Below are 13,668 nucleotides of genomic sequence, written 5' to 3' on the forward strand. Positions count from 1 at the left end.
ATGGCCGATCGCGTCGTACTCGCCTACTCGGGCGGGCTGGACACCTCCGTCGCCATCAGCTGGATCGGCAAGGAGACCGGCAAGGAGGTCGTCGCCGTCGCCATCGATCTCGGCCAAGGCGGCGAGGACATGGAGGTCGTGCGCCAGCGCGCCCTCGACTGCGGCGCGGTCGAATCCGTCGTCGTCGACGCCAAGGACGAGTTCGCGGAGGAGTACTGCCTGCCGACCGTCCAGGCCAACGCCCTCTACATGGACCGCTACCCGCTGGTCTCCGCGATCAGCCGCCCCCTGATCGTCAAGCACATCGTCAAGGCTGCCCGCGATCACGGCGGCACGGTCGTCTCGCACGGTTGCACCGGCAAGGGCAACGACCAGGTCCGCTTCGAGGTCGGATTCGGCGCCCTCGCCCCCGACCTCGAGGTCATCGCCCCCGTCCGCGACTACGCCTGGACCCGCGAGAAGGCCATCGCCTTCGCCGGCGAGCACAACCTGCCGATCAACGTCACCAAGAAGTCCCCGTTCTCGATCGACCAGAACGTGTGGGGCCGTGCCGTCGAGACCGGCTTCCTCGAGGACCTGTGGAACGCCCCCACCAAGGACGTCTACGACTACACCGAGGACCCCAGCCTCAACTGGCAGGCCCCCGACGAGCTGATCATCACCTTCGAGAAGGGCGTGCCCACCGCGATCGACGGCAGGCCGGTCACCGTGCTCGAGGCCATCCAGGAACTGAACCGCCGCGCCGGCGCCCAAGGCGTCGGCCGCCTCGACATGGTCGAGGACCGCCTCGTCGGCATCAAGAGCCGCGAGATCTACGAGGCCCCCGGCGCTCTCACCCTCATCCACGCCCACCAGGAGCTCGAGCACGTCACCCTCGAACGCGAGCTCGGCCGGTACAAGCGCCGCGTGGAGGAGCGCTGGAGCGAGCTGGTCTACGACGGTCTCTGGTACTCGCCGCTGAAGTACGCGCTCGACGCGTTCGTCCAGAACACCCAGGAGCACGTCTCCGGCGACATCCGGCTCGTCCTGCACGGCGGCCACATCGCCGTCAACGGCCGCCGCAGCGCCGAATCGCTGTACGACTTCAACCTCGCTACCTACGACGAGGGCGACAGCTTCGACCAGTCCAACGCCAAGGGCTTCGTCCAGATCCACGGCCTGTCCTCCAAGGTCGCCGCCAAGCGGGACCTGGGCCTGTAGTCATGACCGCCCACGACGCCGAAGGCATCCGGAGTCACGCTGCCGAAGGCATCCGGAGTCACGATGCCGAAGGCATCCAGAGTCACGGCACCAACGAGGGCGCCCTGTGGGGCGGCCGGTTCGCATCCGGACCGGCCGCCGCCATGGCGGCACTGAGCAAGTCCACCCACTTCGACTGGGCGCTCGCCCCCTACGACGTCCGGGCCTCCAAGGCGCACGCGCGCGTGCTGCACAAGGCCGGCCTGCTCAGCGAGGCCGACCTCGCCACCATGCTCGACGGCCTCGACCGGCTCGGCGCCGACGTCGCCTCCGGCGCGTTCGCCCCGGCCGAGTCCGACGAGGACGTCCACGGCGCCCTCGAACGTGGGCTCATCGAGCGGGTCGGTCCCGACGTCGGCGGCCGGCTGCGAGCCGGCCGCTCCCGCAACGATCAGGTCGCCACCCTGTTCCGGATGTGGCTGCGCGACGCGGCGCGACGTATCGCCGACGGTGTCCTCGCCGTCGTCGACGCCCTCGCCGACCAGGCCGCCGCGCATCCCGCCGCGGTGATGCCGGGCAAGACCCACCTGCAGGCAGCACAGCCGGTACTGCTCGCGCACCACCTGCTCGCGCACGCCCACCCGCTGCTGCGCGACGTGCAGCGGCTGCGGGACTTCGACGCGCGTGCGGCGGTGTCCCCGTACGGCTCGGGAGCGCTCGCCGGCTCCTCCCTCGGCCTCGACCCCGACGCGATCGCGGCAGAACTGAACTTCGACTCCGCCGCCGAGAACTCGATCGACGCCACCTCCGCGCGCGACTTCGCCGCCGAGGCCGCGTTCGTGTTCGCCATGATCGCGGTCGACCTCTCCCGCATGGCGGAGGAGGTCATCCTCTGGAGCACCCCGGAGTTCGGCTACATCACCCTCGCCGACGAGTGGTCCACCGGATCGTCGATCATGCCGCAGAAGAAGAACCCGGACGTCTCGGAACTGACCCGGGGCAAGGCAGGTCGCCTCATCGGCAACCTCACCGGCCTGCTCGCCACCCTCAAGGCCCAACCGCTGGCGTACAACCGGGACCTGCAGGAGGACAAGGAGCCGGTGTTCGACTCGGTCCTGCAGCTCGAGCTGCTGCTGCCGGCGATCACCGGTCTCGTGTCCACCCTGACCTTCCACACCGATCGTATGGCCCAGTTGGCACCCGCCGGATTCACCCTCGCCACCGACATCGCCGAGTGGATGGTGCGCCAGGGTGTCCCGTTCCGCGTCGCACACGAGGCGGCCGGGGCGTGCGTGCGCGCGGCGGAGGCGCGCGGCGTCGGCCTCGAGGAACTCACCGACGACGAGCTGACGGCGGTCGACCCCGCGCTGACGCCGCAGGTCCGCGAGGTGCTCACCGTGGAGGGCTCCATCGCTTCCCGCAACGCCCGCGGCGGCACCGCGGGCGCCCGGGTAGGTGAACAGCTCGACGGAGTTCGTGCCGCCGCTCGCGCGCTGCGGGACTGGGTGCGCAGCTGACCGGCCCGCTCGGTGAACAGGGCCATCGCCTCGACGTAATGTGGCAGGCTGTCATTCCTGACAGGGTGGACACACGCAGAACTCGGCGGATGGGAAGAGGTTCGTGGCACTGGGCGGTGGATCGGTGATGGGGCCCCTGCGGCGCGTGGTGGCGACCGCGCAGAACGGCCTCGAGGTGGTCCGTCACGGCGGTCTGGAAACGGGGGCGACACCGTCGCCGTTCCAGATCGTCGAGCGGACCGGCATGTACAGGCTGCGGCACTACTACCCGGAATCCGACGCCGCCGAGAATGCTGCTCCGGTGGTGCTGGTCCCCCCGATGATGATGTCGGCGGACGTCTACGACGTCACCCGCGATACCGGAGCCGTCGGCATCCTGCACTCGATGGGTCTCGACCCCTGGGTGGTCGACTTCGGCTCCCCGGACCGGGAAGAAGGCGGGTGGGACCGCACCCTCACCGACCACATCATCGCCCTCGACGAGATCATCGATCACGTGCACGAATACACCGGCCGGGACATCCACCTGGCCGGGTACTCGCAGGGCGGCATGTTCTGCTATCAGGCCGCGGCCTACCGCCGCAGTCGGCACGTCGCCAGCCTGATCACCTTCGGCAGCCCCGTGGACACCCTGGCCGCCCTGCCGTTCGGGATTCCCGAGGGCGTCGCCGTCCGGGCCGCCGACTTCCTCGCCGACCACGTCTTCAACCGGCTCGCCATCACCGGGTGGATGGCCAAGACCGGCTTCCAGTTCGTCGACCCCGTCAAGACCGTGCGTTCGCGCATCGAGTTCCTCATGCAGCTGCACGACCGGGAAGCCCTCCTGCCGCGCGAACCTCAGCGCCGCTTCCTCGACACGGAGGGGTGGGTGGCCTGGTCCGGTCCTGCAGTGGCCGAGTTGCTTCGCCAGTTCATCGTGCACAACCGCATGGTCAGCGGCGGCTTCGTCATCAACGACCGGGCCGTGAGCCTGGCCGAGATCACTTGCCCCATCCTCGCGTTCGTCGGCGAGGTGGACGACATCGGGCAGCCCCTCGCGGTGCGCGGCATACGCAAGGCCGCCCCCCGGGCTCAGGTGTTCGAATACTCCTTGCGCGCAGGCCATTTCGGGCTCGTCGTGGGCGGCACCGCGGCGCGGCAGACCTGGCCCGCCGTCGGCGAATGGGTGCAGTGGCGGGAAGGGCACGGCGACCGGCCGGTCGGCGTCGGCCGGATGGCGATCCCCGAGCTCCACGCAGAAGGAGAGACCGGGGTGTCCGTCGCGGCCCGCCTCACCCACACCGTCGCCACCATCGCCGAGGTCGGTGTGGAGGTCGGCAAGGGCATCGCCGACCTGGCCTCCGAAACGGTGCGCGGGGCCCGGGAGCTGTCGGGGGAGGCGGCCCGGGCCCTTCCGCGCCTGGCCCGGCTCGGGCAGATTCAGCCACGAACCCGCATCTCGCTCGCCGGCGTCCTGACGGAGCAGTGCCGCAAGGGGCCGCACCGCGAGTGCTTCATCTACGAGGACCGCGTCTACACCTTCGCCGACGTCAATCGGCGGATCGACAACGTGGTGCGCGGGCTGGTGCACTCCGGTGTCCGCCCCGCCGCCCACATCGGTGTCCTCATGGACACCCGTCCCAGTGCGATGGCCGCGGTCACGGCCGTCTCCCGCATCGGCGCGGTGTCGGTCCTGCTCCCGCCCGGCCCCGACCTCGACGAGGCCATCCGGTTGGGCGCCGTCCAGAAGATCATCACCGATCCCGAGAACCTCCAGCAGGCGATCGCCACCGGCATCCCGGCCCTGGTCCTCGGTGGTGGCAGCATCCGCGAACTGGACATCCCGGCCGGCGCCGACGTCGTCGATCTCGAACACCTCGACATCACCACGGTCGAACTCCCCGGCTGGTATGCGCCCGACCCCGGCGTCGCGCGCGAACTCGCCTTCCTCCTGTTCACCGGGAGCGGCGACACCCTGGAGATGCGTCAGATCTCCAACCACCGATGGGCGCTCTCGGCCTTCGGCACCGCCACCGCCGCCGCACTGGGGCGTGGTGACACGGTGTATTGCCTTGCTCCGCTTCATCATTCGTCCGGTCTCCTGGTCAGCTTCGGTGGCGCGCTCGCCGGCGGCTGCCGCATAGCCCTGTCCCACGGCCTGGACCCCGCCCGCTTCAGCGAGGAAGTGCACCGCTACGGCGTCACCGTCGTCACCTACACCTGGGCGATGATGCGGGACGTCCTCGACAGCCCGGCACTGCACATCGACGAGATCCACCCCGTCCGCCTCTTCATCGGCTCGGGCATGACGCCCGGCCTGTGGCGGCGGACCCTCGAACGCTTCGCTCCGGCCCAGGTGCTCGAGTTCTATGCCTCCACCGACGGCGAGATCGTCCTGGCCAACGTCTCGGGTGCCAAGATCGGATGCAAGGGACGGCCGCTGCCCGGCAGCGCCGAGGCACGCCTGGCGGCGTGGGACCCGACCACCGGTCGTCTGGTGGAGGACGCGCGGGGCTTCGTCCGCGAGAGCGCCGCCGGCGAGGTCGGCCTCCTGCTCGGCCGGCCCAGCGCGTCGACGGAAGCGCTGCCCGGCGTCATGCGGGGAGTGTTCGAACTCGGCGACGTGTGGGTGCCCACCGAGAACCTCTTCCGACGAGACCAGGACGGTGACTACTGGCTGCTCGACAGCAAGCACAGTGTCATCCGCACCCCGCACGGACCGGTGTACGGCCAGCCGGTGGTGGATGCCCTCGGCGGTATCCCGCGGGTCGATCTCTGCGTCGTATACGGCGTGCGCACCGGAGACACCGAAGTCGCCGTGGCCGCGTGCACCCTGCGCGAGAACCGCGCGCCGAGCGCCGCCGAGATCACGGCGGCACTCGACGCGGTTCCCGCTCCGGAACGGCCCGACCTGGTCCATGTCGTGCCGTTCATCGCACTCGGGCCCACGTATCGGCCGATGTCCGGTGACCTGCCGGCGCGGGGCCTGCCGAAGCCGACCGTGCGGTCGTGGTTCGCCGACCCGGCGACCGGAACCTACAAGCGGTTCACCAAAGCGGTCGCGGCGAGATTCACCGGCGTCGGCACAGGTCCGGCACCGGGCGCACGGTAGCCTGGGGCCGTCCGAGTCCCGCACCACCGTCGAGAGGACCACCGTGGCTGTCGATCCCACGCTGCTGAGCATCCTGGCCTGCCCGCAGGACAAGGGGCCGCTGCTCCTCGTGGACGATTCGGTTCTCTACAACCCGCGGTTGCGCCGCGCGTATCCGATCGAGAACGGCATCCCCGTCCTCCTCGTCGACGAGGCCCGAGCGGTGACCGAGGCCGAACACGAGGACTTCGTCGCGCGCGGCGTGGCTGGCTGGACCGAGGACCGGGTGGCGGACTGAGCGTGGCGTTCGAGCGGCTCACCGGGGTCGACCCGCTGACTGCGGCGCACACGATCCTCGGCGCCACGCTGTGCGCGGGCGAGGTGGTCCTGCGGATCACGGAGGTCGAGGCCTACGGCGGGCCCGAGGACGGTCCCTGGCCCGATCCGGCGGCGCACTCCTACCGGGGACGTACGCCGCGGAATGCGGTGATGTTCGGCCCTGCCGGCCATCTCTACATCTACCGCAGCTATGGGCTGCACCACTGCGCGAACATCTCCGTGGGGCCCGACGGAGTGGCCGCGGCGGTACTGCTGCGAGGTGCCGAAGTAGTCGCGGGGGAGGAGATCGTCCGTTCCCGGCGAACGGCCGGGACTCCCGCACCGAACCTTGCCCGCGGACCCGGCAACCTCGCGGCCGCCTTGGGATTGACGCTGGCGGACAACGGGATCGATGTGCTCGACGATGGCGCAACCGCGAAACTCACTCTGGGTGACGTCGACCGGGTCGCGTCGGGCCCACGCGTGGGCATCAGTGTCGCGGCCGAACGACCGTGGCGGCTGTGGATCCCCGGCGCCGTGGGGGTGTCGGCGTACCGGCGCAGCCCGCGCGCGCCGGCCGCTCCCCGTCGGATGGGATGATCGAGCGGTGACTGAGCACATCCTCGACGAACTGACCTGGCGTGGACTGATCGCCCAATCGACCGACCTCGACACACTCCGCCGCGATCTCGCCGCGGGCCCGGTCACGCTCTATGCCGGATTCGATCCCACCGGGCCGAGTCTGCATGCCGGTCACCTCGTGCCGTTGCTGGCCCTGAAGCGTTTCCAGCGAGCGGGCCACCGGCCCATCGTGCTGGCGGGCGGCGCTACCGGCATGATCGGAGATCCGCGGGAGGTAGGGGAGCGGACCATGAACTCGGCGGACACGGTCGCCGAATGGGCCGAACGCATCCGCGGTCAGCTCGAGCGGTTCGTGGACTTCGACGAGTCGCCGACCAGCGCGATCGTCGTGAACAACGCCGACTGGACCTCCTCGCTCAGCGTCGTCGACTTCCTCCGCGATATCGGCAAGCACTTCTCCGTCAACGTCATGCTCGCTCGCGACACGGTGAAGCGCCGGCTCGAGGGCGACGGCATCTCGTACACCGAGTTCAGCTACATGCTGCTGCAGGCCAACGACTACGTGCAGTTGCGTCGCGAGCACGGGTGCACGCTGCAGGTGGGGGGGTCGGACCAGTGGGGCAACATCATCGCGGGCGTCGAGCTCAACCGACGGACCGACGGTGCCGCCGTGCACGCGCTCACCGTCCCGCTCGTCACCTCGGCCGACGGCAAGAAGTTCGGGAAATCCACCGGCGGCGGAAGCCTCTGGCTCGACCCGGAGATGACCACGCCGTACGCCTGGTACCAGTACTTCGTCAACGCCGCCGACGCCGACGTCGTGAAGTACCTGCGGTGGTTCACGTTCCTGGATCAGGACGAACTCGCCGAACTCGAGACGGCGACGGCCGAGCGGCCGCAGGCGCGCGAGGCGCAGCGCCGCCTTGCGGCCGAAATGACGACCCTCGTTCACGGCGAGGCCAACACCCGGGCGGTCGAACTTGCGAGCCGGGCGCTGTTCGGTCGTGGAGAGTTGGCGGACCTGGACGAAGCGACCCTCTCGGCCGCGCTGGCGGAGGCCTCCGTCGCGGAAGTGCACGACGGGCAGCCCGGCACGATCGTGGACCTGCTCGTCGCGACCGGCCTGTGCGAGAGCAAGGGCGCTGCCCGACGCACGATCAAGGAGGGGGGTGCCTCCGTGAACAACCAACGGATCTCATCCGAGGAGTGGACCCCGTCGAGCGCGGATCTGCTGCACGACCGCTGGCTTGTCCTGCGGCGAGGCAAGCGCAACTTTGCCGGCGTGCGAGTCGAACGCGGCTGAGCGCACTGCCGCCACCGCCGACGGGCCGCTGACCTGCGGATTTGACGGCCCGTTAGCGGTGGCGTAACTTTGTCGTCGTTCGAGCGACACGGACGCCGACCCGGACCGAGAGGTACGGAAAGCGGTTGTGCCCTGATCGGTCGAGCAGCCAACACGAAGATCGCAGACAGTGTTTGCGTCCGCGAGTTCAGAGTGTTAGGCTAGAACGGTTGCCCCGGAGCAAGGCGCGAAGGCGCGGAGCGATGGTGTGTGCGTGTTCTTTGAGAACTCAACAGTGTGCCGATGAATGTCAGTGCCAAAATATTTTTGGTGCGACCGCCTCTCTTTTCGGGGGGTGGTTGTTGCTGGCTGCCGCATTCTTCCGTCTGTGGTGGTCAGTGTTTTTTGCTGGTTTGAGTTTTTTGCTGGTGATTTGGCTCGATGTCTATGACTGATCGGCCCTTCGGGGTTTGATTGTGAGTCTTCAACGGAGAGTTTGATCCTGGCTCAGGACGAACGCTGGCGGCGTGCTTAACACATGCAAGTCGAACGATGAAGCCCAGCTTGCTGGGTGGATTAGTGGCGAACGGGTGAGTAACACGTGGGTGATCTGCCCTGCACTTCGGGATAAGCCTGGGAAACTGGGTCTAATACCGGATAGGACCTCGGGATGCATGTTCCGGGGTGGAAAGGTTTTCCGGTGCAGGATGGGCCCGCGGCCTATCAGCTTGTTGGTGGGGTAACGGCCCACCAAGGCGACGACGGGTAGCCGGCCTGAGAGGGCGACCGGCCACACTGGGACTGAGACACGGCCCAGACTCCTACGGGAGGCAGCAGTGGGGAATATTGCACAATGGGCGCAAGCCTGATGCAGCGACGCCGCGTGAGGGATGACGGCCTTCGGGTTGTAAACCTCTTTCAGTACCGACGAAGCGCGAGTGACGGTAGGTACAGAAGAAGCACCGGCCAACTACGTGCCAGCAGCCGCGGTAATACGTAGGGTGCGAGCGTTGTCCGGAATTACTGGGCGTAAAGAGCTCGTAGGCGGTTTGTCGCGTCGTCTGTGAAAACCCGCAGCTCAACTGCGGGCTTGCAGGCGATACGGGCAGACTTGAGTACTGCAGGGGAGACTGGAATTCCTGGTGTAGCGGTGAAATGCGCAGATATCAGGAGGAACACCGGTGGCGAAGGCGGGTCTCTGGGCAGTAACTGACGCTGAGGAGCGAAAGCGTGGGTAGCGAACAGGATTAGATACCCTGGTAGTCCACGCCGTAAACGGTGGGCGCTAGGTGTGGGTTTCCTTCCACGGGATCCGTGCCGTAGCTAACGCATTAAGCGCCCCGCCTGGGGAGTACGGCCGCAAGGCTAAAACTCAAAGGAATTGACGGGGGCCCGCACAAGCGGCGGAGCATGTGGATTAATTCGATGCAACGCGAAGAACCTTACCTGGGTTTGACATACACCGGACCGCCCCAGAGATGGGGTTTCCCTTGTGGTCGGTGTACAGGTGGTGCATGGCTGTCGTCAGCTCGTGTCGTGAGATGTTGGGTTAAGTCCCGCAACGAGCGCAACCCTTGTCCTGTGTTGCCAGCAATTCGGTTGGGGACTCGCAGGAGACTGCCGGGGTCAACTCGGAGGAAGGTGGGGACGACGTCAAGTCATCATGCCCCTTATGTCCAGGGCTTCACACATGCTACAATGGCCGGTACAGAGGGCTGCGATACCGCGAGGTGGAGCGAATCCCTTAAAGCCGGTCTCAGTTCGGATCGGGGTCTGCAACTCGACCCCGTGAAGTCGGAGTCGCTAGTAATCGCAGATCAGCAACGCTGCGGTGAATACGTTCCCGGGCCTTGTACACACCGCCCGTCACGTCATGAAAGTCGGTAACACCCGAAGCCGGTGGCCTAACCCCTCGTGGGAGGGAGCCGTCGAAGGTGGGATCGGCGATTGGGACGAAGTCGTAACAAGGTAGCCGTACCGGAAGGTGCGGCTGGATCACCTCCTTTCTAAGGAGCAACTCCCGTCGGTGGGTCACACAGGTGACTCCGCCACGGGCAGAGCCATTTCGGATTCACACGTAATCCGGTGGTGCTCATGGGTGGAACGCTGACAGTCATCACCGCGCGGGAAGGACCCGAGTGTCCTTCTGCGGTGGTTATATCGGTGCACTGTTGGGTCCTGAGAGAACACGCGAGTGTTTTGTCAGCGACGATGATCGGGAACGAAGGGGTTGTTTCTTCTTCCGGTACCGGTTGTTGTGTGTTGTTTGAGAACTGCACAGTGGACGCGAGCATCTTTGTTGTAAGTGTTTATGAGCGTACGGTGGATGCCTTGGCACCAGGAGCCGATGAAGGACGTGGGAGGCTGCGATATGCCTCGGGGAGCTGTCAACCGAGCTGTGATCCGAGGATTTCCGAATGGGGAAACCCAGCACGAGTGATGTCGTGTTACCCGCGCCTGAATATATAGGGCGTGTGGAGGGAACGTGGGGAAGTGAAACATCTCAGTACCCACAGGAAGAGAAAACAACATGTGATTCCGTGAGTAGTGGCGAGCGAAAACGGAAGAGGCTAAACCGGATACATGTGATACCCGGCAGGGGTTGTGTGTTCGGGGTTGTGGGGTTCGATGTGTCGGTGCTGCCGCGCCGGCCGACAGTGAGAAATCGCCTGTGTTAGTCGAAATGGTCTGGAACGGCCTGTCGTAGAGGGTGAGAATCCCGTAGACGAAAACGCGGTGACTGTCGATTCGAATACCCGAGTAGCAGCGGGCCCGTGAAATCTGCTGTGAATCCGTCGGGACCACCCGATAAGCCTGAATACTCCCTGGTGACCGATAGCGGACTAGTACCGTGAGGGAAAGGTGAAAAGTACCCCGGGAGGGGAGTGAAATAGTACCTGAAACCGTGCGCTTACAATCCGTCGGAGCCTTCGAGCAGTTTGGTCTGCTGGGGGTGACGGCGTGCCTTTTGAAGAATGAGCCTGCGAGTTAGTGGCATGTCGCGAGGTTAACCCGTGTGGGGTAGTCGTAGCGAAAGCGAGTCCGAACAGGGCGTCTGTAGTGGCATGTTCTAGACCCGAAGCGGAGTGATCTACCCATGGCCAGGGTGAAGCGACGGTAAGACGTCGTGGAGGCCCGAACCCACTTAGGTTGAAAACTGAGGGGATGAGCTGTGGGTAGGGGTGAAAGGCCAATCAAACTCCGTGATAGCTGGTTCTCCCCGAAATGCATTTAGGTGCAGCGTCGCGTGTTTCTCACCGGAGGTAGAGCTACTGGATGGTCTAGGGGGCCCACAAGCTTACCGAAATCAGCCAAACTCCGAATGCCGGTGAGTGAGAGCGCGGCAGTGAGACTGCGGGGGATAAGCTTCGTAGTCGAGAGGGAAACAGCCCAGATCGCCGGCTAAGGCCCCTAAGCGTGTACTAAGTGGAAAAGGATGTGGGATCGCTGAGACAACCAGGAGGTTGGCTTAGAAGCAGCCACCCTTGAAAGAGTGCGTAATAGCTCACTGGTCAAGTGGTTCTGCGCCGACAATGTAGCGGGGCTCAAGTACACCGCCGAAGCCGCGGCACTCACATTAGCCCGCTCGTTCCCTGCGGGGGGCGAGCCAGGTGTGTGGGTGGGTAGGGGAGCGTCGTGCAGCCGGGGAAGCGCCGGAGTGATCCAGGTGTGGAGGCTGCGCGAGTGAGAATGCAGGCATGAGTAGCGAAAGACGAGTGAGAAACTCGTCCGCCGAATGACCAAGGGTTCCTGGGCCAGGTTAATCCGCCCAGGGTGAGTCGGGACCTAAGGCGAGGCCGACAGGCGTAGTCGATGGACAACGGGTTGATATTCCCGTACCCGTGTGAACGCGCCCCTGGTGAATCATCGGTACTAACCGTCCAAAGGGTGATCGAGTTCCTTCGGGAGCCGAGAGCCTGCTGCACGGGACCTTCGGTGGTAGTAGCCAAGCGATGGGGTGACGCAGGAAGGTAGTGGGGCCGGTCAGTGGTTGTACCGGTGTAAGCCCGTAGGGCGTGACACAGGCAAATCCGTGTCGCACACAGCCTGAGAGGTGATGCGTAGCCGAATGAGGCGAATTCCATGATCCTATGCTGCCGAGAAAAGCCTCTAGCGAGCTTTCACACGGCCCGTACCCCAAACCGACACAGGTGGTCAGGTAGAGAATACCGAGGCGATCGAGAGAACTGTGGTTAAGGAACTCGGCAAAATGCCCCCGTAACTTCGGGAGAAGGGGGACCAGTCCCGGTGACCGGACTTGCTCCGTGAGCCGGGGGTGGTCGCAGAGACCAGAGAGAAGCGACTGTTTACTAAAAACACAGGTCCGTGCGAAGTCGTAAGACGAGGTATACGGACTGACGCCTGCCCGGTGCTGGAAGGTTAAGAGGACCGGTCAGCGGAGTTCACTCCGCGAAGCTGAGAATTTAAGCCCCAGTAAACGGCGGTGGTAACTATAACCATCCTAAGGTAGCGAAATTCCTTGTCGGGTAAGTTCCGACCTGCACGAATGGCGTAACGACTTCTCTGCTGTCTCAACCACAGACTCGGCGAAATTGCACTACGAGTAAAGATGCTCGTTACGCGCGGCAGGACGAAAAGACCCCGGGACCTTCACTACAGCTTGGTATTGGTGTTCGGTTCGGTTTGTGTAGGATAGGTGGGAGACTGGGAAGCCCGCACGCCAGTGTGGGTGGAGTCGTTGTTGAAATACCACTCTGATCGTATTGGACCTCTAACCTCGGACCCTGATCGGGTTCAGGGACAGTGCCTGGTGGGTAGTTTAACTGGGGCGGTTGCCTCCCAAAATGTAACGGAGGCGCCCAAAGGTTCCCTCAGCCTGGTTGGCAATCAGGTGTCGAGTGCAAGTGCACAAGGGAGCTTGACTGTGAGACCGACAGGTCGAGCAGGGACGAAAGTCGGGACTAGTGATCCGGCACCGGCATGTGGAAGCGGTGTCGCTCAACGGATAAAAGGTACCCCGGGGATAACAGGCTGATCTTCCCCAAGAGTCCATATCGACGGGATGGTTTGGCACCTCGATGTCGGCTCGTCGCATCCTGGGGCTGGAGTAGGTCCCAAGGGTTGGGCTGTTCGCCCATTAAAGCGGCACGCGAGCTGGGTTTAGAACGTCGTGAGACAGTTCGGTCTCTATCCGCCGCGCGCGTTAGAAACTTGAGGAAGGCTGTCCCTAGTACGAGAGGACCGGGACGGACGAACCTCTGGTGTGCCAGTTGTCCCGCCAGGGGCACGGCTGGTTGGCTACGTTCGGAAGGGATAACCGCTGAAAGCATCTAAGCGGGAAGCCTGTTCCAAGATGAGGTTTCTCACCCCCTCGAGGGGGTAAGGCCCCCGGCAGACCACCGGGTTGATAGGCCGGAACTGGAAGTGCGGTAACGCATGCAGGTGACCGGTACTAATAGGCCGAGGACTTACCACAAAGAAGCTACGCGTCCACTGTGCGGTATCTGAAACAACACACTCGATTCACCATGTTCTTCGGGGAATCGAGTGGGCGCAGCCCCCGTGAAAGAGGGCGGCGTTCACTCCATTCACTCCGAAGGAGTGTGGACAGTTTCACAGAGTTACGGCGGCCATAGCGGAGGGGAAACGCCCGGTCCCATTCCGAACCCGGAAGCTAAGCCCTCCAGCGCCGATGGTACTGCACCCGACAGGGTGTGGGAGAGTAGGACACCGCCGAACACCCGTTTACGAGAGGGGAC

The 13,668-nt window shown here is 65.0% G+C and carries 6 protein-coding genes and 3 rRNA genes; all 9 read left to right on the plus strand.

Annotated features, from left to right (window positions below):
• The 9 genes from JYA75_RS17510 to rrf all read left to right on the plus strand — a co-directional run bounded on the left by JYA75_RS17510 (position 1) and on the right by rrf (position 13,648).
• Positions 1–1,200 carry an argininosuccinate synthase gene (locus JYA75_RS17510; protein WP_006936483.1) on the plus strand — a complete coding sequence of 400 codons (1,200 nt, stop codon included), beginning with the start codon at positions 1–3 and terminating at the stop codon, positions 1,198–1,200.
• A 74-nt stretch (positions 1,201–1,274) separates the two neighbouring features.
• Positions 1,275–2,696 (plus strand): argininosuccinate lyase, encoded by a 1,422-nt coding sequence (gene argH, locus JYA75_RS17515; protein ID WP_043799656.1) that lies wholly within the window; start codon positions 1,275–1,277, stop codon positions 2,694–2,696.
• A gap of 127 nt (positions 2,697–2,823) precedes the next feature.
• Positions 2,824–5,787 carry an AMP-binding protein gene (locus tag JYA75_RS17520; RefSeq protein WP_203330197.1) on the plus strand — a complete coding sequence of 988 codons (2,964 nt, stop codon included), beginning with the start codon at positions 2,824–2,826 and terminating at the stop codon, positions 5,785–5,787.
• Positions 5,788–5,830: 43 nt separating this feature from the next.
• Positions 5,831–6,064 (plus strand): Trm112 family protein, encoded by a 234-nt coding sequence (locus JYA75_RS17525; RefSeq protein ID WP_006936479.1) that lies wholly within the window; start codon positions 5,831–5,833, stop codon positions 6,062–6,064.
• A gap of 2 nt (positions 6,065–6,066) precedes the next feature.
• Positions 6,067–6,684: a DNA-3-methyladenine glycosylase gene (locus JYA75_RS17530; protein WP_006936476.1), complete on the plus strand. Its 618-nt coding sequence runs from the start codon at positions 6,067–6,069 to the stop codon at positions 6,682–6,684.
• A gap of 7 nt (positions 6,685–6,691) precedes the next feature.
• Complete coding sequence (tyrS, locus tag JYA75_RS17535) at positions 6,692–7,969, plus strand: tyrosine--tRNA ligase (protein WP_029543887.1); 1,278 nt, start codon at positions 6,692–6,694, stop codon at positions 7,967–7,969.
• Positions 7,970–8,432: 463 nt separating this feature from the next.
• A 16S ribosomal RNA gene (locus tag JYA75_RS17540) occupies positions 8,433–9,954 on the plus strand.
• A 293-nt stretch (positions 9,955–10,247) separates the two neighbouring features.
• Positions 10,248–13,385, plus strand: a 23S ribosomal RNA gene (locus JYA75_RS17545).
• 146 nt (positions 13,386–13,531) lie between these two features.
• Positions 13,532–13,648: ribosomal RNA gene (rrf, locus tag JYA75_RS17550) — 5S ribosomal RNA — on the plus strand.
• Together the 16S, 23S and 5S rRNA genes form the textbook arrangement of a ribosomal RNA operon.
• The last annotated feature ends 20 nt before the right edge of the window (positions 13,649–13,668 follow it).

The sequence above is a fragment of the Rhodococcus sp. PSBB066 genome, assembly GCF_017068255.1.
Taxonomy (GTDB): Bacteria; Actinomycetota; Actinomycetes; order Mycobacteriales; family Mycobacteriaceae; genus Rhodococcus; species Rhodococcus aetherivorans.